The organism is Kutzneria sp. CA-103260, from assembly GCF_018263855.1.
In the GTDB taxonomy this organism is placed as follows: Bacteria; Actinomycetota; Actinomycetes; order Mycobacteriales; family Pseudonocardiaceae; genus Kutzneria.
Map to the genome: position 1 here is coordinate 621910 of NZ_CP073318.1, position 18633 is coordinate 640542.

The 18633-nt window shown below is 71.5% G+C and carries 12 protein-coding genes (1 of these 12 only partly in view); 7 read left to right on the forward strand and 5 right to left on the reverse strand.

What is annotated here, in order from left to right; all coding sequences use genetic code 11:
- The 4 genes from JJ691_RS02645 to JJ691_RS02660 all read left to right on the forward strand — a co-directional run.
- Nucleotides 1–5835, forward strand: partial view of a putative nucleotidyltransferase substrate binding domain-containing protein gene (locus JJ691_RS02645; protein WP_211767200.1) — the end only. Its footprint begins 22131 nt before the window's first position; only the last 5835 of its 27966 coding nucleotides appear in the window; its start codon lies beyond the left edge, outside the window; it ends in the stop codon at nt 5833–5835.
- Nucleotides 5825–6328 (forward strand): type VII secretion system-associated protein, encoded by a 504-nt coding sequence (locus JJ691_RS02650; RefSeq protein ID WP_211767201.1) that lies wholly within the window; start codon nt 5825–5827, stop codon nt 6326–6328. Before JJ691_RS02645 ends, JJ691_RS02650 begins: the two co-directional genes overlap by 11 nt.
- Nucleotides 6329–6522: 194 nt before the next feature.
- Complete coding sequence (locus JJ691_RS02655; RefSeq protein WP_211767202.1) at nt 6523–8700, forward strand: hypothetical protein; 2178 nt, start codon at nt 6523–6525, stop codon at nt 8698–8700.
- A gap of 102 nt (nt 8701–8802) precedes the next feature.
- Complete coding sequence (locus tag JJ691_RS02660) at nt 8803–10326, forward strand: dolichyl-phosphate-mannose--protein mannosyltransferase (protein WP_442912602.1); 1524 nt, start codon at nt 8803–8805, stop codon at nt 10324–10326.
- A gap of 78 nt (nt 10327–10404) precedes the next feature.
- On the opposite strand, the gene JJ691_RS02665 is transcribed toward JJ691_RS02660, so the two are convergent.
- From JJ691_RS02665 to JJ691_RS02680, 4 genes are all read right to left on the reverse strand, one after another.
- Nucleotides 10405–11448, reverse strand: coding sequence for an aldo/keto reductase (locus JJ691_RS02665; RefSeq protein ID WP_211767204.1), 1044 nt, complete (start codon nt 11446–11448; stop codon nt 10405–10407).
- Nucleotides 11449–11545: 97 nt separating this feature from the next.
- Entirely contained in the window at nt 11546–11986 is a 441-nt protein-coding gene (locus JJ691_RS02670) for a response regulator (protein WP_211767205.1), read from the reverse strand.
- Entirely contained in the window at nt 11983–13473 is a 1491-nt protein-coding gene (locus tag JJ691_RS02675) for a sensor histidine kinase (protein ID WP_249227639.1), read from the reverse strand. Before JJ691_RS02675 ends, JJ691_RS02670 begins: the two co-directional genes overlap by 4 nt.
- Before the next feature lie 71 nt (nt 13474–13544).
- On the reverse strand, nt 13545–14663 hold the full coding sequence (locus JJ691_RS02680) for a PP2C family protein-serine/threonine phosphatase (RefSeq protein ID WP_249228180.1): 1119 nt from the start codon (nt 14661–14663) through the stop codon (nt 13545–13547).
- Nucleotides 14664–14839: 176 nt separating this feature from the next.
- Here JJ691_RS02680 and JJ691_RS02685 point away from each other — a divergent pair, with 176 nt between their 5' ends.
- Both JJ691_RS02685 and JJ691_RS02690 read left to right on the forward strand, forming a co-directional pair.
- Nucleotides 14840–16591, forward strand: coding sequence for a zinc ribbon domain-containing protein (locus tag JJ691_RS02685; RefSeq protein WP_211767207.1), 1752 nt, complete (start codon nt 14840–14842; stop codon nt 16589–16591).
- 7 nt (nt 16592–16598) lie between these two features.
- Entirely contained in the window at nt 16599–16925 is a 327-nt protein-coding gene (locus tag JJ691_RS02690) for a hypothetical protein (protein ID WP_211767208.1), read from the forward strand.
- Nucleotides 16926–17058: 133 nt separating this feature from the next.
- Here JJ691_RS02690 and JJ691_RS02695 read toward each other — a convergent pair whose 3' ends face one another.
- Complete coding sequence (locus JJ691_RS02695) at nt 17059–17874, reverse strand: zinc ribbon domain-containing protein (RefSeq protein ID WP_211767209.1); 816 nt, start codon at nt 17872–17874, stop codon at nt 17059–17061.
- 85 nt (nt 17875–17959) lie between these two features.
- On the opposite strand from JJ691_RS02695, the gene JJ691_RS02700 reads away from it, so the two are divergent.
- A complete protein-coding gene (locus JJ691_RS02700) occupies nt 17960–18619 on the forward strand; it encodes a phosphoribosylanthranilate isomerase (protein ID WP_211767210.1) in 660 nt (219 codons plus the stop codon).
- The last annotated feature ends 14 nt before the right edge of the window (nt 18620–18633 follow it).

Below are 18633 nucleotides of genomic sequence, written 5' to 3' on the forward strand. Positions count from 1 at the left end.
GTGATGGTGCCGGAGAGCCTGACCCGCAGCACCGCGGCGGCCCCCCACGTCGACAACCACGTCACCACGCGGATGGACACGCCGCCGTCGATCAACGACCTGCGCGCGCAGGCCCGCGGCACCCGGCAGCCGGAGTTCCAGCGGGTGGAGGCGATCGTCGGCGCCGAGCACATCCAGCGCGCCGCCGATGAGGCTCTCGCGGAGGCGGCCGGCGGCGACCGGTCGCTGTCGCTGAACGGCACGGTCAGCGCGGACGCGCTGCACCACGCCTTCAGCCCGGAGAACCTGACCGCCGACCCGCAGGTCGTCAAGCACGGCGTGCAGGTGGACGGCCTCCAGCACAACCGCCGGGTCGCGGACCGGGTGGGCGCGGTCGGCATGACCATGGAGCTCAGCAACCCCAAGATCGTGTCCATTTCGGACGACATCTCGCTGAAGCACCAGGACTCCGGCGGCTACTCGGCCTCCGGCGGCAAACAGACCCAGCACTCCTTCGGCCTGAACCTGGGCACCTCCGCGTCCCGCAACGCGTTGACCCTCACCCCGGACGTGCCGCACGCCAAGGGGCGGGCCGGCGTGTTCGCGGTGGCGAGCCTGCGCAACTGGACGTGGACGTCGAAGCTGACGAAGTCGTTGGGCGGCACCGCCGAGCACAGCGTCTCCTCGCCGCACGGCCGGACCGTGCTGGTGCAGATGGACGCCCGGGTGCACGTGGTGGCGGAGTCGCGGCAGACGAGCATCGTGCACGACACGGACGTCCGCACCGCCGGCCGCACGGTCGAGCTGCCGGACAGCGTGTTCGTCCGCGTCACCGAGCAGGAAGCGCGGCAGATGGGCGCGCTGCCCGACCACAACCTGGCCGGCGACGCGCCGATCGGGCCGAAGCCGGGCCTGCCGACGCCGAGCACCCTGAACACCGAGCGGCCGTCGATCGGCTTCGGCCATGTCGAGCCGACCGGCGACCTGGTGAACCTGGTGCCGTCGCTGCGGCACAACCTCGGCGATCTCGGCCCGAAGCTGCTGCCGCAGTCCGTCCTCGCCGACGCCATGGGCAACCTGCGCCGGCTGGACGAACAGTCCTCTCAGGACGGTGTTAGGTCCCTTGTGGACAGTGCGCTCAACGGCGGCGTCTCGCTGATGACGCCGAAGCCCAACACGTTCACCCACGACAACTACGAGGTCGTGCTGCACGCGCGGCCGACCGACGAGGGCGCGACCTACCTGGGCGTCACCAACGACGGCAGCAAGCTGTCACACGACGCCACTGGCGCGCTGTCCGAGGCCAGCATGAAGGGCAAGGACGCCAGCTCCGGCGTCGGCGGTCGGCTGCTCGGCACGGGCCTGCCGCACCTGCCCGACTCGTCGGCCAGCATGACCGTGAACAACGCGACGTCGTTCAGCCTGAGCCACTCCACCGGGCACAGCACCACCAAGACCGACTCCACCGACATCACGCAGAGCAGCTCGGCCAGCGGCGCGCAGGCCCGCTACAAGCTGCCGGTCACCTTCCAGCTGGAGTTCAAGCACAAGGGCGAGTCGCTGGCCGTCTCCGACTCCGACCCGCACGACCTGGTGGTGCGCAAGCTGGCCGACGACGTCAGCACGGCCACCAACGGGCCGGTCGGCCACCACGCGGAAGTCGAGCAGTTCCGGGACGCGACGCCGAGCGACCACGAGGAGTGGCAGCGCAACGGCGAGCGGCTGCCCGACGAGCTGCACGTGGACGACTTCACCGGCGACGTGGACGAGATCCGACACGAGGCCCGGCAGTTGGCCGGCGACCTGAGCAGCACCGCCGACCACGCGCTGACCACCACGCTCACCCCCGAGGTGATCAAGGCCAACATGCCGGCCATGGCCAAGGGCCCGGTCGAGCTGCCGGGCCTGAAGGAGGCCGGCCTCACCGCGTACGCCAAGCTGACCAACCCCAGGCTGGTCAGCGTCAGCGACTCGGTCGACCTCGGCGGCGGCCGCACCGACCACAGCTCGATCGACACCTCGGTGAACCGGTCGGTGTCCGGCTCGGTGAACGCCATCATCGGCGGCCTCGGCGGCAACGTCACCGACCCGCCGCACAGCGCCCACCACCGGGACGTCAACGCCGGCGGCACCGGCATCTACCTCGACCGCGGCGGCATGGAGAACAGCCGCAGCCTCGGCTCCGGCGGCCCGGTCCACCCGGCCACCGGCAGCTCCACGTCCACCTTGGGCCGGACCAAGGTCCTCGTGCACGACACCGAGATCCGGCTGGTCAAGGGCGACCGCGGCGTCACGCTGAAGTTCGACGACTCGTCCCGGATCCGGGTCTACGACGACGGCTCGCTGCCCAGGGACGTCTCGGACGCCCAGGACAAGGTCCGCGACGCCGAGAAGGCCTGGCATGACGCGGAGAAGGACGTCGTCACCGCGCAGCACGCCGTCGACGACGAGTACCTGCGGGCCAAGCCCCGCATCGACCAGCTCCGCGACCAGCACCGGGACGAGCTGGCGCAGAACCTCCAGGACCAGCGCGACCACAACGACCACGTCAACCAGCTGCGCCAGCAGCTGTGGGACGCCTACGCCGGCGGCCACCAGGACCGCATCCCGGACCTGGAGCGGCAGCTCGGCGAGGCCAACCAGCACGGCCACCAGCTGACGCTGGACCGCAACCGGCTGATGGCCCCGATCCGCGCCGTCGACCAGCCCCGCCGGCAGGCCCGTGCCGCCGCGGTCGACGCGTACCGGCGGGCCCGGGACGCCGAGGACGCGTGGTGGGCCGCCCGCCGGGAGCGGGATTCCGCCCTGGCCCGGCAGAACCCGACGCCCCCGCCGCCTCCGCCGTCCCGGGACGCGCCGCCGCCGACCGAGCACCTGCCGGCGCTCAACCTGCCGGCGATCGACCTCGGCGCCGAGCTCGGGCAGCACTTCCGGGCGAACGACGAGGAGCACGTCACCGCGTCGCTGGACGAGGACCTGACCCACCAGCGGCAGCAGCTGGACCTCAACACCCACAACGCCGCCGTGCACATGGCGAACGCTGGTGCGGCGCGGGAGCGGTCCATGCAGGCGCTGCGGGACGGCGACCTGGCCGGCTTCCAGCAGAACCACGCCCTGCTGGACCGGATGCACGCCGAGGGCGAGCACCTGGTGCGGGACCGGGAGCACATCGTCGCCGCGCCGGACGAGCACACCGCGCCGACGCCGCACGAGCCCGTGTCGCACGCGGACATCGACCTGGTCCGGGACGACGCGCCGCTGAACTTCGTGCGGCCGCAGGTCGGCCAGAACCGGTTCCACTACGAGATGCGCCGGATGGAGGTCAAGCCGGGCACCTGGGTCCGCGAGGCCACCGTCAAGGTGCACATCGAGCCCGGCGGCCGGACGCCGCGCCAGGTCGACCAGCTGTGGAAGAAGCTGGAGCAGGGCGCGGACCAGCAGTTCAACCACGAGCGGCTGCCGAACGGCGACCACTTCCGGGTGCGGCTGGAGCGGGTCGACGACCGGCTGGACGCCGACGTCCGCGCCAAGATCACCGAGTCCGGTCCGGACCGGCACGACGTGTGGCGCGCGGACAGCACCGGCGAGCAGCTGGCGCACAAGATCGGCACCGCGCTGGGCCTGACCGAGCACCACGCCGGCGAGAAGCTGACCCAGCACCACCTGGAGCAGCTGTCGCAGGAACCCAAGCGTGGCGTGGACTCCATGCCGCACTCGGGCAGCCACGCCGACACGCGGCAGGACTGGTTCAGCGGCCACGACGCCGCCGGCCGTGAGCGCCGCTTCCCGATGGGCCGGGTCACCCAGACCGACCTGCGGGACTCGTCCGGCAAGGTGTTCGGAACCTCGTTCTACAAGGAGGAATCCGACCAGCGCGCGGCCGACCGGTGGGCCCGCGGCGGCAACCCCGACCGCGTCTACCAGTACGACGCGGACGGCAAGGACCGCGGCGCCATCGACTCGGACCTGGCCACCACCCGGCCGGGCCTGGCCGACGACTCGGCGGTGCTGGCCTTCCACGCCAACCCGTACACGGCCAGCCTGCACGTCCGCGGCCTCGGCAACGTGCACGTCCGTCCGGACACCATGGGCGAGATCGCCGCGCGCAGCGGCGGTTTCCTCAAGGCCGTCGGCGACGGCCGGCGCACCACGATGCTGCTGGCGTGCGAGGCCGGCGCGCAGACCGGGCCCGGCGGCCTGGCCCACGACCTGCACAAGGCGTTGCAGCAGAAGGATCTCACCGACACGACGCTCGGCGGCAGCACGATCATGCGCTTCGGGCACCGTGACGGGGATCGGTTCACCGGGCTGGAGAGCGGCGGCCACTTCAACGTCTACGGCGAAGTGCTGCCCAAGCACGAGGCCGCCATGGTGGACGAGATGGTCCACGCCATGCAGAAGGACTGGAAGTACGCCGGGCGCGACCACGTTCGGCCGGACGGCCGGATCGGGCTGTCCGACCGCGCCGGCACGATCGCCCTCGCGAAGTCCCTTGTGGACAGTTCGGTGGCGAAGCTGCCGGCCAACGGCGGGCATCTGGACCTCGCGGCCGTGCACAAGGCAGCGAGCCGGCACCAGCGGCCGGACATCGTCACCGCCACGGTGTTGTCGCACATCGCCTCCGACCCGAAGCTGGCCGGCTCGGTGCACTCGATCACCGACCGGTACCTGGACCGGCACGACCGCTGGGTGCCGGTGCCGGTCAGCGAGCACACCCGGCAGCGGTTCACCGTCACCGGCGAGTCCAGCTGGGACGAGGGCGCCGGCAAGGTGAGCCGCCCGGTCCGGCTGAACCCGTTGGGGGAGAACGGCCCGCTGTCCGAGCCGGTGGCGCACGAGCCGGTCACCGTGCCGTTCCGGCACAAGCAGACCGCGCTGGACCCCGGCATGCGGTCCGAGCGCCTGGACGACTTCGCGCGCAAGCTGGCCGAGCTGGCCATCGAGCGGCAGGCCGACGGGCTGCCGCTGCCGGAGGCGCACATCAAGGGCTACGGCAACGGCTCGATGCTGGGCAACACCAAGGAAACCGCCGAGGCGACCGGCAAGCTGCGCGCCTCGGACACCCGTGAGCACCTGATCCACCTGGTGTCGCGGCACCTGGAGCGGATGACGCCGCCGAGGACGCGGGAGATCGACGCGGAGAAGTTGGTGCCGGAGAACGGGATCCAGGGGGTGCACGAGCCCGGCCGCGCCAACTCGCGGGAGGCCGTGGTCACCCTGCACGCGTCCCACGAGGACGCGAGCCGGTCGGTTGAGGCCGCTCAGTCGCCGCACGGCGCCACGGAGAGCCGGGCCGCCGGCGGCGGTCCGCTGGTGCACAAGGGCCGGGTGCTGGGCGCGAGCTTCTCGCCCAACGGCACGTCCCGGGTCCGGCGGTGGATCGCCAACGGCGGCTGGCGGTCGGAGCCGACGCCGCAGCCGGTGAACCCGCACCTGCTGGAGCCGATCCCGGACACGCACGCCACGCCGTCCCTCGACGAGGACGGGCTGGCGTCCAGCCTCGCCGGGCACGGCGCCCACGACGACACCACCGACCTGGTCGTTTCGTCGGCGCGGGACGCCGTCGACGGGACCCGGGCGCTGGAGGGCGAGGCGGCCGCCGGCAAGCTCGCGTCCGCCATGCCGCACGCCATGCGTCTGCTGGAGAAGGCCGGCGTGGTGGGCAAGCTGCTGCGGCAGGCCGGTGACGCGGTGACTGCCGGGCTCACCCTGTCCCACGTGCTGGAGGGCGTGGCGCGGGCCTACGCCCAGGGCGGGCCCGCGGTGGCCGCCGCCGCGGTCGCCCAGGACATGAAGCGGTTGGGGCTAGGCTTTGAACCGGTGTCGATCGAGGAGATGACGTCAGATGTCCGATGACCAGTGGATGCTGCTGGTCGACCCGGTCTGGCAGCCGGCGGCGGAGGGGCAGAACCCGCCGGCCGAGGCCGTGGTCGGGGGCTGGCTGGTGGCCGCCGACGGGGCGGTCGGCCGGTTCGAGCCGAACCCGGACTACGAGCCGGCCACGCCGGAGTCGCCGACCGACCCGGTGGACGCCGCGCTGCGGCTGATGGCCGACGGCGAGGTCGACGCCGACGCGCTGTTCGCCGTGCTCCGCGAGTCCGAGTTCGGCGTGGCGCTGGACGAGCACCATCGGCCGGTCGTCGCCCCCGCCCCGGACGACGTGCTGTCGCTGCTGGTGACGACCGCGCCGTCGCACCGCGGCCGGGTCCGGGCCGAGGCGTGGCAGGTGGTGAACGCCGCGGAGCTGGCCGGCATGCTGGCCGAGCACGAGGTGGACGCCCTGGTCAACCCGGGTGCGGCCACGTCGACCCGGCTGTTGGCCTCGACCATCGCGGACGCCGCCGGGTGACCGAGCCGGGTTGTTGGCGTCAACCGACCTGGATCAAGAGTGCTTCACCCGGCCGGGTGAACTACTCGGTGGGGACCTGGCAGTATCGGGGGCGTGCGCGTGGCGTCCGGACCCGATGAGCAGCTGACCGCCCCACCTGAACGGGTGGATGAGCCCGCAGGGCTGGGCGGGCAGCGGGCTCGGATCGGCGCGCCATGATCAATTGGTTGCGGTCGCGGCGGCCCAAGCCCCAGGGGTTCAAGTCTCGGCGCCCCGCGGCCGAGCCGCAGTCGCCCGTCGTGGAGTTCCAGACCAGGCAGGTCGGGTCCGCCCTGGTCGTCTCCGCGCCGCCCGGCCCCGGCTGGCACGCGATGGCGCTGGCCGGCTCGGTGCCGGCCGACCCGGGGCGCACGATCGTCGTGGTCGATTTCCCGGCCGGCGGCGACGGCGGCTACTGGACGGCGCTCGTGCAGGCGCTGCGCGGTCGTGGTCCGGTGCGGCTGGCGGTGTCGGGCGCGGGCAGCGCCACCGGCGCCGGACCGACCCGTGCCATCGCCGCGCAGTGGCTCTCCGACCAGCTCAAGGCCGAGGTCGTCGCCGCCGACGGCACGCTGGTGCCGGTGCCTGGCGGCTCCACGTTCGTCGCCAACGCGCACGCCACCGGCTCGTGGCGCAGCTTCCACCCGGACAAGCCCAGCGAATCGCTCGGCGCGCGGTTCCCGTCCCCGGAGTGGGAGTCGTTCATGACGACGGCCCCGTGGCGGGCCGGGCCGGTGTCGGTGGCCGAACCCGTGCCGACCGGCCTGTGGCTGCACGCCACCCCGACCGCCGCCACCCGCCGGCACTCCACCCTGGCCTTCGGCGTGCCGGTGCGGATGGACGTGCTCACGGTCGTGCTCGGCGGGCCGGAGGAGGCCCAGCTGCCGTCGGCCGACCTGGGGGCGCTGTGGGAGGCGCTGCCCGAGGAGATCCGCCGCCGGGTCCGGTTCGCCTCGTTCGGGGCCGACCTGGGGCAGTTCGCCGCCGACACCATCGGCCGGCCGGTGATCGCCTTCAACGGGCTGCCGGTGTCCACCGAGCGGGGCATCGAGGTCGGCATCGTCGCCCCCGACGGCCGCCCCACCTGGCGGGCGTTCGCCAGCGAGCTGCGGTACCGGCCGGGCAAGCCGCCCGAGGTCATCGCCGCCCGGCCGCCGGTGGCCGGGCTGAAGTCGCTGCGGCCGGGGCTGTGGGAGCTCACCGCCAACGTTGTCGTCGAGGCCGTGGCCGCCGGGCTGTGGGTGCGAGCCGCTGGGGCCACCCCCGTCGGGGCCGAGGTCGTGCGGGGCATGCCGGTCGACCCGGAGTGGGCGCGGCTGACCGTTGGCGTGCCGGGTGAGCCCGTCGGAGACGAGATCAGCGTCGCCGGGGCCAAGCTGTTCGCCGGCCTCGACGCCGACACGCAGCGCGTGGTACGGCTGGTGTTCGGCGAGTCCCCCAAGGCTGAGGAGCCGGAGCCGGTCGTGGTCGAGGAGCCGACCGCTGTCGTCGCCGAATCCGTGCTGACCGCGGTGGACGCCGACATCAACTACGACATCGGCGACGACCTGCCGACCATGGTGCTGCTGCGCCGGCAGATGGAACTGGGGCAGCAGGCGCCGGCCGACGCGTGGCCGGTGGTGGAGCCGCCGCCGGTGCCGGCCCGGGTCGAGCCGTTCCTGGTCGACCCCGGCATCGACGTCGACACGCTGCTGGACACCCTGGTCGCCGCCGAGACGGCGCTGGACGAGCACCGGGGCTGGATGCTGCGGACCCTCGGCGACCAGTACGACTCGTACGCCAGTAGGGTCTTACGAGTGCTCGTGCAGCACCCCGAGCTGCGGGAGGGCGAGCTCCAGTCCGTGGTCACCGACCTGGTGGCCGTGCTGGTCTACCTGGCCGCCGGGGAACGCAAGGCCGACGAGGCCCTGCTGTCCGGCGACGTCGACGCCCTGCTGCCGTTCCTCAGCTGCGTCATTTCCGGCCTGCAGCGGCTACCCATGTACGAGGGTGTCGCGTTCTGCGGCGGGGCGCTCGATCCCGGCACCCACCGCACCGGCGCCATTCTCACCGAGGTCAGCTTCCTCAACGCCGTCACCGCCGACGACGCGGCCCTGCCCGGCGACGCCGAGTTCGTCATCTGGTCCGACAGCGCCCGCCGCACCGGCTTGCTGGAGCCGGAGCTGGACCCCATCGTGTTCCTGCCCGGCACCCGCTTCCAGGTGCTGGGCGTGCACGACAACCGAGTGCTGCTCGGCGAGATCGGCGGCGGCGACCAGCTGGCCCGCCTGGAGGAGGCGGCCAAGCTCCGCGCCGCCACCGGCCCCGTCGCCGACCCCATCCGCTTCGGCCGCTCCGTAGGCTCCCCACCCTGAACCTCCGCGAGTCCCGCTGTGGGGCAACTGAATGTCGAGTTCGGAACTGGTGTTTCAGTTGCCTGAGAGCGGGACTCGCGGGGTTTTCACGGGTGGGCGGTCATGATCGGTGCCATGACGATCGATGCCGTGGTGGATGTCGGCGAGGTGCCGCCGACGACGCGGCCGTCCACGGCCGGGCCACTGGAGCGGCTGGCGGTGTGGCGGCCGACCGACACCGTGCGCGGATGGGTCGTCACGCTGACCGTGACCCTGATCGGAGGACTGGTCAGGTTCTGGAACCTGGACTGGCCCACCGATCGCGGCACGCCCGTCTTCGACGAGAAGTACTACGCCGTCGAGGCGTGGCAGATGCTGCGCAACGGCGGCTACGAGGACGACGTCGGCGCCGGATGGACGTTCATCGTGCACCCGCCGGTCGGCAAGTACCTGATCGCCATCGGGGAATGGCTGTTCGGCTACGACGGCTGGGGCTGGCGGTTCTCCTCGGCCATCGCCGGGGCGGTGTGCGTCTTCCTGATCGTCCGGATCGGACGGCGGCTGACCAGGTCCACCATGCTCGGCGCGCTGGCCGGAGTGTTCCTCATCTGCGACGGCGTCAGCCATGTGCAGTCGCGCACCGCCCTGCTGGACATCTTCGTCGCCCTGTTCGTGCTGATCGCCTTCGCTTGTCTGCTGGTGGACCGGGATCTCGTGCGGGGACGCCTGGCGGTGGCCGTCACCGAGGGCTGGGTGGATGTGTCGCCCTGGGGGCCTCGGCTCGGCTTCCGGTGGTGGCGGTTCGCCGCCGGCGTCTCGCTGGGGTTGGCGTGCGGCGTGAAGTGGAACGGGCTCTACTACGTCGCCGCTTTCGGTCTGTTGTCGGTGATCTGGGACGCCTTGGCCCGGCGGGCCGCGGGCGTCGAGCGGCCGTGGATGGGAACCCTGATGCGGGATCTGCTGCCCGCGTTGTGGGGCCTCCTCGTGATTCCCGTGGTGGTGTACTTCGGGACGTGGTGGGCGTGGTTCGGCAGCGAGACCGCCTACGACCGGCACATCACCGACTCGGCATTCCAGTCGCTGCTCGGCTACGAGGCCGATGTGCTGCACTTCCACGAGAACCTGCTCAGCAGCAACCACACCCACTACTGGGAGTCCAAGCCATGGACGTGGCCGATGGGGCTGCGGCCGATGCTGTACTACATCGAACAGCCGGCCTGCGGGGCTTTGCGGTGCGTGCAGGCCGAAATGCTCGTGGGCACTCCCGCCATGTGGTGGCTGGCCTTCCCGGTGATCGGCTGGTCGCTGTGGCGGGCCTTCGTCAAGTTCGACTGGCGGCACGCGGCCGTGATGGTCGGCTACCTGGCCGGCCTGCTGCCCTGGTTCGTCAACATCGACCGGCAGATGTTCTTCTTCTACGTCACCCCGATGGCGCCGTTCCTGGTGCTGGGCCTGGTGTTGGCCTGCGGCGACATCCTCGGGCGGGCGCGTGCCGGCGCGGAACGCCGTGGCACCGGACTGCTGGTGGTGGCCATCTACACCGGCCTGGTGGTGGCCAACTTCGTCTGGCTGTGGCCGATCCTCAACGGCGATCCGATCAGCGCCGCCCAGTGGCAGGCCGAACTCTGGCTCCCCAGCTGGCGCTGACCCCCGTTTGTCAACCCCTTGATGCTTGGAAGGGGGCATTCCTCTCGTTCAACGTCAGTAATTGAGCTTTGATCATGGTCAGGAGGCGGTGGTGAACTGGGGGATCCGGGCCATGATCCGCTGCAACTCGGCGTCGTCGGAGATGCCCTGGAAGTCGTGCCTCGGCGTGTAGTGCCGTTCCAGCAGGGTGATCTCCTCGGCGGTCAGGTCGATGTCCAGCGACGTGACGGCGTCGTCGATCTGGCTGACGGTGCTCGCGCCGACCAGCGGGGCCGTGACGACGGGATTGGTGCGCAGCCAGGCCAGGGCCACCTGAGCCCGCTTCACGCCGCGAGCCTCGGCCACCGTGCCGACGGCGTCGATGATCCGCCGGTCGCTGTCCGGAGTGGCGTAGAGCATGTCGGCGTAGCTGCCGTCGGTCTGCGACCGGGCGGTGACGTTGTCGTCCCAGGCCCGCGCGAGCCGGCCCCGGGCCAGCGGGCTCCACACGATCGTGCCCACGCCCTCGTCGGCGCACAGCGGCAGCATCTCCCGCTCTTCCTCGCGGGCCAACAGATTGTAGTGGTCCTGCATGGAGACGAACCGGGCCCAGCCGTTGGCCTTCTGCGCGTGTAGGGCCTTGCTGAACTCCCAGGCGTGCATGGAGGACGCCCCGAGGTAGCGCACCTTGCCCGCCTTCACCAGGTCGTGCAGCGCCTCCAGGGTCTCGGCCAGCGGCGTGCTCGGGTCGTTGCGGTGGATCTGGTACAGGTCGATGTAGTCGGTGCCCAGCCGGCGCAGGCTGTGCTCGACCTCGGACATGATCGCCTTGCGGGACAGGCCCTTGCCGTTGGGGCCGGAGCGCATCGGGTGGCGCAGCTTGGTCGCGATCACCACGTCGTCGCGGTCGGCGAAGTCCCGCAGGGCCCGGCCCAGGATCTCCTCGCTGGAGCCCTGCGAATACAGGTTGGCCGTGTCGAAGAAGTTGATCCCCTGGTCGAGGGCGTGCTTGATGAGCGGCCGGGACTCCTCCTCGGGCAGCGACCAGGCCGGGTGGCCGCGGTCGGGCCGGCCGTAGGTCATCGCGCCGATGGCGATCGGCGACACGTCCAGGCCGGTCGCGCCCAGCTTCACGTACTCCATGGGTGTTGCTCCTGACAGCATGATCCGGAGAGCTCTCCGCTTGAGTTCGAGATTAGCGGAGAGCTCTCCGGATGGCAACGCCGGGGTGGGCCGCGGGTCAGCGGGGGAGTTTGACCACCGTGACGAAGAAGTCGTCGATCTGGCGGATGACGTCGATGAAGCGGTCGAAGTCGACCGGCTTGGTGACGTAGGCGTTGGCGTGCAGGTCGTAGCTGCGCAGGATGTCCTCCTCGGCCTCCGACGTGGTCAGCACGACCACCGGAATGCTGCGCAGCGCCTCGTCGGACTTGATCTCGGCCAGGACCTCCCGGCCGTCCTTGCGGGGCAGGTTGAGGTCCAGCAGCACCAGCCCGGGGCGCGGGGCGCCGGCGTGCGGGCCCTCGCGGCGCAGGAACTGCAGCGCCTCGACGCCGTCGGCCACCACGTGCAGCTTGTTGCGGATCTTGTGGTGCTCGAAGGCCTCGCGGGTCATCAGCACGTCGCCGGGGTCGTCCTCGACCAGCAGCACGTCCACGACGTCCACGAACGACTCGGTCACGGTTCCTCCTCGACGACCGGCAGGGTGAACCGGAACGTGGTGCCCCGGCCGGCGTCCGTGTCCAGCCAGATCCGGCCGCCGTGGTACTCGATGATCTTGCGGCACATCGCCAGGCCGATGCCGGTGCCCGGGTAGGCGTCCTTCGGATGCAGCCGCTGGAAGATCACGAAGACCCGCTCAGAGTACTCCGGCTCGATCCCGATGCCGTTGTCGGCGCAGGTGAACGTCCACAGCTCGCCGTCCCGCTCGGCCGACAGCGCCACCCGGGGCGGCTCGTCGCCGTGGAACTTGACGGCGTTGCCGATCAGGTTCTGGAACACGGCGGTGAGCAGCGCCGGCTCGCCCCGCACCGACGGCAGCGGACCGGCGGTGATCTCCGCCCCGGTCTCCTCGACGATGGTGGCCAGGTTGGCGGTGGCCTGCGCGACGAGCGCCCCGCAGTCGACCACCAGTTGCTCCCGGGTCAGCCGTCCGACCCGGGAGAACGCCAGCAGGTCGTTGATCAGCACCTGCATCCGCTTGGCCCCGTCCACGGCGAAGTGGATGTACTGGTCGGCCCGGTCGTCCAGCTGCCCCTGGTACCGCCGCTCCAGCAGCTGGCAGAAGCTGGCCACCTTGCGCAGCGGTTCCTGTAGGTCGTGCGAGGCCACGTAGGCGAACTGCTCCAGCTCGCGGTTGGACCGCGCCAGCTCGTCGTGCATCCGCATGTGGGTCTCGAGCTCGTCCATGATGTGCAGCCGCATCTGGTCCACGTCGGCGGCCAGGCTGACGATCTCCCGCGGCCCGCTGCCGGCCACCGGCCGCTGGAACTGCCCGTCGGCCACCAGCCGGACCTCCGCCGCCAGCTTCGACACCGGCCGCACCACGCCGTAGTGGGCGAGCAGGGCCAGCACGACGATCAGCACCAGCAGCATCACCGCGACCACGATGCCGACGACGATCAGGTTGGTGCTGGCCGAGTCCAGCACCGTCCGACCGGCGGCGCGGGCCGACGTCAACTGTGCCTCCTGGGCCGTCAACGCCGCCCTGACCTGGTCGAACAACGTCTTGCCACGGTCGATGTCGCCGGCGTTGACGTGTTGCAGCGCCAGCGTCGCGTACTGGGACCGCCACGCGTCGGCGGCCCGCTGCACGGCGTCCAGGGCGGCGTTGGCCGAGGCCAGGTCACCGGTCTGGAGTCCGCGCAGGGCCTGCACGGCCTGCGCCTCCTGCTGCTGACCCTGTTGGTACGGCTGGAGAAAGTCCGCCCGCCCGGTCAGCACATAGCCCCGCACCCCGGTTTCCTCGTCGACCAGGGCGTTCGACAACGCCAACGCCTGCCGTGACGCCGGATCGACCTGGTCCACCATCAGCGACCGGGCCTCGGTGAGGCTGTGCAGCGCCCACGCGCCGACCCCCACCGCCGCGGCCACCACCAGCACCATCACCACGACAACGGCCAGATACCAGCGCCGCAGCGGCCAGCCCGACCCCATCCGCTCGTCCATGATCTCTCCAGCATCGGCCAGCGGGGGTGAGCACGCAGTGCGAACGGGCCCGACGGGCGGGGCGAACAGCCCTACCTGCTGTCCTCCAGCAACACCACCGCCAGGTCGTCGTCCGGCTCGCCGACGGTGGCCCGGTCCACGGCCGCCACCAGGTCCCGCACCAGGCTGGTCCGGTCGCAGCGGCCGATCAGCTCCACCAGGCCCTCGGTGTCCAGGCGCTCCGACCCGGCCCCGATCCGGCCCTCGATCAGCCCGTCCGTGTACAGCAGCAGCGACCAGCCCGGCGGCAGCGGCAGCTCCAGCGCCGGCCACTTCGCGTCGGACACCACGCCCAGCGGCAGGCCGGCCCGCTCCCGGGGCAGCGGCCGCGGCCCGGTGGCGTCCAGCAGGATCGGCGACGGGTGCCCGGCCAGGTACACCGCGGCCGCCGACTGGTCCGGTGCGACGGTGGCCATGCACAGGGTGGTGAAGATCCCCTCGCGGTGCCGCTCGTGGATCAGCAGCTCCTGCAACGTGTTCAGCACCTGGTCGTCGGCCTGGCCGGCCAGCACCAGCGTCCGCCAGGCGATCCGCAGGCACACGCCCAGCGCCGCCTCGTCGGGGCCGTGCCCGCAGACGTCGCCGATCACCACGTGCAGCGCGCCGTCGGCGCCGGTGACGGCGTCGAAGAAGTCGCCGCCCAGCTGCATCCGCCGCCGGCCGGGGCGGTAGCGGGAGGTCAGCCTGGGGGAGCGCTCGGTCAGCAGCGGCGACGGCAGCAGGCCCCGCTCCAACCGGGCGGTCTCCTGGGCCAGCAGCCGCTCCTCACGCAGCTGGCGGTGGGTGTCCTCGGCCCGGCGGCGCTCCACCGCGTACCGGATCCCGCGCAGCAGCAGCGAACCGTCGACCTGGCCCTTGACCAGGTAGTCCTGCGCGCCGACGGCCAGCGACTGGATGCCGCGCTCCTCGTCGTCGTGGCCGGTGAGCACGAGCACCGCCGCCTGGCCCGCGTGGTCCAGGATGCGGCGCAGGCCGTCCAGCCCGCTGGCGTCGGGCAGCCCCAGATCCACCAGCACGCAGTCGAAGCCGGGCAGCAGCGCCACCGCGTCCCGCGCGGTCCGCGCGCGGGTCACCTCGAACGCCGCCCCGACCTCGTCGAGCAGCGCGGTGACCAGCAAGGCGTCACCGTCGTCGTCCTCGACCAGCAGCACCCGCAACGTCGCGCCCTTTCCGGAAAGTCCTCGCTGCGGGGGATCTTAGGTGGGCGGCCGGCCGGGGACGCAGTGGGTGGCGCGCCACCGTTGCCGCGAACGAGTGACATGAGCTAACGAGTCCCGGCCGAACGGGCGATCTCTGGACGAGAAAGCGCCCTCGGAGGGGAGCGGCTATGGCTGCCGGCGGCACCGAACGCAACCAGCACTGTTGGCGCTGCAAGGAGGTGAACCCCGGCGGCGACAAGTACTGCCAGGCCTGCGGGGCGTCACTGGTGCAGCGGGACAACACGACCCGATACCTGTGTGCGGCCGCACAGCTCAGCGAGGGTTACGCCAACTCGGCTATCCGCGAGTTCCTGGTGGAGCCGTTGCGGGCGATCCCGCCCGCGCCCGGCGTGGACACGACCGCGGTGCTGCGCGAGGCAGTCGCCTCCCGGGCCCGTCGGCGGATCCGGGACGGCGTGCTGCTGGGGCTGCTGGCCGTGCTGCTGTTCGCCGGCCCGATCGTCTTCCTGCCGTGGCTGGTGTTCGCGCTGCTGCTGGCGTTGGTGCTGGGGCGCTTCGCGATGAGCCGGCGCGGCGCGGCCATCCTGGGCATCGTCCTGCTGCTGGTGGTGGCGCTGATCGCGGTGGTCGGCAGTGTCGGTTTCGCGGCGCTGTCGATCTTCTCCTCACTGGGCAGCCGTTCGGGTTCGTACGACAGCGGCGGAACCTACGACTCGACGCCTACTACCTCGGACGCCGGCGGCGGTTTCAGCGTGTCCCTGCTGCTCACGGTGATCGTGCTGCTGTCGATCGTCGCCGTGGTCGCGGTGGACCAGTTCGCGGTGCAGTACCTGGTGTACAACCGGTTCAGCCGCACCGACTTCCTCGCCGACGGCCGGACCAGTCAGCACGAGTGGGAGCGCCGGCTGCGCAGCCTCGGGCTGCCCACGTTCCACCTGCCGCTGCAACGGGTCGCCGCCACCGAGCACGCCGACCAACGCGCCGATGCCGCGGACGTGGTGGTGCACCGGGGATTCTCGCCGTTCATCGGGGCCGGCGTGCCCGTGCACGACCAGCTGATCGCCCTGCCGCTCGAACCGTCCGACGAGGACGAGGAGCCGCAGCCCATCAGCGTCACCGGTCTGCACGACCATGTCACCAAGGCCATCAACCGGTTGCGCACCACCTCCACCCTCGGCCCCGGCCGCCGGCTGGAGGACCTGGTGCGCCGCGAGCAGGTGCTGATTCCCGCCGACCGGCTGGTGATCGACCACCGGATCGTGCCGGAGATCCTGGCCGACCTGGACCACGCGCCGGTGTCGCGGGTGTCGGTGGACGAGGCTCGCGCGCTGGCCGACGCGGCCGTCGAGTGGGCGCGCTACTACAGCTGCTACCGGGTCGAGGCCTGGGACCGGGACCTCACCACGTCCTGCTACGTGCACGCCGGCACCGACCAGAAGATGCTGTTCCTGGAGTGGCGGTTCTTCGCGCTGCTGCCGATCATGCCGGTGTTCCGGGCCATCGACCAGTACCGCGATCCGCTGCTGGCCCCGCTGAAGTCCACCGCCGTCGAGCTGATGGTGCTGCCGGCCACGATCGTGCGCCGGGTGGCGTCGGTGTTCCGCCGGTTCACGCCGTTGAAGCAGGGCGTGAACGAGGTGATGCCGGCCAAGTACGGCGCCGACCGCAGCCTGCGGGAGGCGGCCCAGGCCGACCGGGTGCAGAGCTACTTCCAGGACGTGGACGTCGAACGGTACGTGCGGATCCTGGACTCCACGCTGTTCCGCGCGGTCGGCGAGTACCTCCAGGACCGCGGCTATTCCGTGGTGGAGTTCATGAAGCTGGCCGATCCCCAGGTGAACAACTACGACCTGAGCGGCAGCACGCTCATCGACTCCGCGGTCGGCACCCGCAGCTCCGTCAACAACAAGAAGGGCTGACAAGGCGATGGGCGACAAGTTCGACCTCAGCAAGGCGCACATCAGCGGCAGCGCGATCGGGTCCCGGTCCACCGTCAACAACAACTACGGCGCCCCGGCCGACGCCTTGCTGGCGGCGTTGGTGGCGCAGCGGGCGGACCTGCTGCGCGACGCGCCCGCCGACGGCCGGGACGACGTCCGGGCCCGGCTGGACGAGATCGAGGCGCAGCTGCGCAGCGGCGTGCCGAACCGGGACGCGGTGCGCTCCGGCTGGCAGCGGATCGCCGGCATCGTCGGCGTGCTCAGCGAGCCGGTCATGGAGATCACCAAACTGATCGCCAAGTTCCTGTCCTGACAGGGTATAAGTGTCTCCAAGACCCGCAAACCCTGTCCACAGAGGTCTTCAACGGCTACAAACCGGTCGGGGGTTTGTAGCCGTTGAAGACCTTCAGGGGCGTGGTTTGTGGGTCTTGGAGACGCACATACGGTCAGCGGGTCTTGGAGTTGCCGGCCGGGCCGCCGGTGTGCATGAGGCGGCTGGCGTAGCAGTCCTGCTCGGCGAAGCCCTGCTGGTCGCACCACTGGTTGGCCTGGTCGGCGGTGCCGAACGGGGTGGCGGCCACGGTGACCCAGAAGTCCTTGCCGGAGAAGTTGGTGTAGTCGTTGGAGTTCACCATGACTGCCTGCGGGATGCGGGCCTTCAGCGTCTGGAAGTCGGCCATGATCTCCGGGTAGCCGAACGTGACGCCGTTGACCACGAGCCCGATCTTCTTCGACGAGACCTGCGGAACCCACTGCCCGACAAGGGTTTCCGCGGTCGCGTGGTCGGTGGCCACCTGCTGGGCCAGATCCGCCTCGGTCGCCGCGGTCGGCGTGGTGGTGGTTGGCTCCGTCGTGGTCGTGGTGATCTCGACGGGCGTCGTGGACAGCGGTGGGGAGGACAGCGGCAGGCTGGCGGTCACCGACGACGGTCCCGACTGCGCGGGGTTCGTGAAGCGTGGCAACACAAAAACCACCACCGCGGTCGCCGCCAGCGCCACCACGGCCGCCCCGGCGGCGACCGGCAGCAGCACGCTTCGGGGCGCGCCGTGCCGGGGCTGCGGCGGCGCCGGGTACGGCTGCGGGACCGTCGGCGGCTCGGCCAGCGGCTGCGAGTCCGGCGACCTCAGGGCCGGCGGCGGCTCGGTGTTCGGCTGCTGGGTTGACGGCTGTTGCTGTTGCTGCTGCGCGACGGGCGTCCCGCACGATCCACAGAACCGCGCGTTGGGGCGGAGTTCCTGTTCGCACGTCGTGCACACGCTCATGACAGTTAGTTCGCAACCCGGCCGGCGCCGTTAGGGGGGTGAACTCGAATGGGGGAAGGCCGGCGGTGCGTGTACGGTGCGGCTCATGGCGAGCAGAACGGCCGTGAAGATCTGTGGTCTGACCAGGACCGAGGACGTCGACGCGGCGGTCGACGCGGGGGCCGACGCGATCGGCTTCGTGCTCTACCCGCCCAGCCCCAGATATGTGACGCCGCAACGGGCTGCCGAGCTGGCGGCCCGGCTGCCGGCCTTCGTCACGCCGGTGCTGCTGTTCGTGAACGCGTCCGTCGAGGACGTGGCCGCCGCCGTGGCGGCCGTTCCCGGTGCGCTGCTGCAGTTCCACGGTGACGAGACGCCCGAGGACTGCTGGGCTGCCTCCCAGCGGGGCCAGTTGGCCTTCCTCCGTGCCGCCCGCATTCCCCTCGACCCCGACACGCCGCCGTTCGACCTGGCCGGCTTCTCGAAGCGTTTCGACCGGGCGCGGGCGATTCTGGTGGACGCTCACGTTCCCGGCTACGGCGGCGGTGGCCGCCCCTTCGACTGGTCGCTGCTGCCGCCCGCGCCGGACGCGCACCTCGTGCTGTCCGGCGGGCTGACCCCCGACAACGTCGCCGCCGGCATCGCCGCCCTGCGGCCGCTGTGCCGCACGCTCTCCGTCGACGTCAGTTCCGGCGTCGAGGCGTCCAAGGGCATCAAGGACCCGGCCCGGATCAGGGCGTTCGTCACAGCGGTGGCGAGTTGTTGAGCCTTCAACTACAC

Excerpts from the sequence above, each read along its gene's own strand:
- JJ691_RS02700 (WP_211767210.1), top strand. The coding sequence starts at position 17,960 with ATGGCGAGCAGAACGGCCGTGAAGATCTGTGGTCTGACCAGGACCGAG.
- JJ691_RS02650 (WP_211767201.1), top strand. The coding sequence starts at position 5,825 with ATGTCCGATGACCAGTGGATGCTGCTGGTCGACCCGGTCTGGCAGCCG.
- JJ691_RS02695 (WP_211767209.1), bottom strand. The coding sequence starts at position 17,874 with ATGAGCGTGTGCACGACGTGCGAACAGGAACTCCGCCCCAACGCGCGG.
- JJ691_RS02665 (WP_211767204.1), bottom strand. The coding sequence starts at position 11,448 with ATGGAGTACGTGAAGCTGGGCGCGACCGGCCTGGACGTGTCGCCGATC.
- JJ691_RS02675 (WP_249227639.1), bottom strand. The coding sequence starts at position 13,473 with ATGGACGAGCGGATGGGGTCGGGCTGGCCGCTGCGGCGCTGGTATCTG.
- JJ691_RS02655 (WP_211767202.1), top strand. The coding sequence starts at position 6,523 with ATGATCAATTGGTTGCGGTCGCGGCGGCCCAAGCCCCAGGGGTTCAAG.
- JJ691_RS02660 (WP_442912602.1), top strand. The coding sequence starts at position 8,803 with ATGATCGGTGCCATGACGATCGATGCCGTGGTGGATGTCGGCGAGGTG.
- JJ691_RS02690 (WP_211767208.1), top strand. The coding sequence starts at position 16,599 with ATGGGCGACAAGTTCGACCTCAGCAAGGCGCACATCAGCGGCAGCGCG.
- JJ691_RS02685 (WP_211767207.1), top strand. The coding sequence starts at position 14,840 with ATGGCTGCCGGCGGCACCGAACGCAACCAGCACTGTTGGCGCTGCAAG.